Below are 783 nucleotides of genomic sequence, written 5' to 3'. Positions count from 1 at the left end.
GGTGCTCGAGGAGCGGTTGCTCGATGCGCTGCTCGCGTGCATCTGGCTGAGCACGCACCTGTTCCTGCCCGAGGACCACGCACGCATCGCATCGGTCCGCGAACACGGACTGTCGGTGCCGCGCATCCCGGCGCTCCGCGCCCGCTGGTCGCTGCTCGCCGAGTTCGCCACCGCGACAGGCCACGACGACGTCGCCGCACACGCCCGCGACGTACTCGCCCACCTCGAGGACCGCGCCACCGGCTAGAGCGGTCGATCCGGCAGGCGCCGCTCGCCGGCTACACGAGGGGAGCGGCGGGTTCGATCCTCGTCGCGCCGTCGGCCACCCGGTATCCCGCGACACGGCGTGCAGCGGTGTTCGGATCGGTGCGGTCGCCGATGAAGAACCACTCCATCTGTGTCGCACCGGGGGCCACGTCGAGTACCCCGTAGCCGTGCGAATCGAGTTCGACGAAGCGCACGTGCCGATTGGTCGCGGTCGCCGTCGCCTCCAGCGCAGGCGACGTGCTCCTCGGTGGCACACCGAGCAGCTCGTCGATGTTCGCCGAGGTCACCGAGGGAACCACGAACTCCGTGGCGACGGTGCCCGCCCCCGGATAGTCGGCGGCGTCGACGGGGACGTCCATCGCCCACGAGGTGTGGATGTCGCCCGTGAGGAAGACGACGTTCCGCAGACCCGCCGCCGTGATCGTGTCGAGCAGCCGCCGGCGGTCGGCCGTGTAACCGTCCCACTGATCGGTGTTGAAGGGCACGCCTCCGGCCGGCGCTCCGATGAGCGCGGTC

Annotated in this window: 1 protein-coding gene and 1 pseudogene; one reads left to right on the top strand and one right to left on the bottom strand. The window is 70.9% G+C overall.

Going from position 1 to position 783, the window contains the following annotated elements:
- A pseudogene (locus R1101_RS28850) lies at positions 1-247 on the top strand (kinase); the annotation flags it as partial.
- Between the two features lie 31 nt (positions 248-278).
- Here R1101_RS28850 and R1101_RS28845 read toward each other — a convergent pair.
- The coding region (locus tag R1101_RS28845) for an alkaline phosphatase D family protein (RefSeq protein ID WP_037225271.1) at positions 279-783 on the bottom strand (505 nt) is incomplete at its 5' end.

This window comes from Rhodococcus sp. R1101, assembly GCF_000278445.1.
Classification (GTDB): domain Bacteria; phylum Actinomycetota; class Actinomycetes; order Mycobacteriales; family Mycobacteriaceae; genus Rhodococcus; species Rhodococcus gordoniae.
This window is presented reverse-complemented; position numbering and strand designations above follow the sequence as displayed.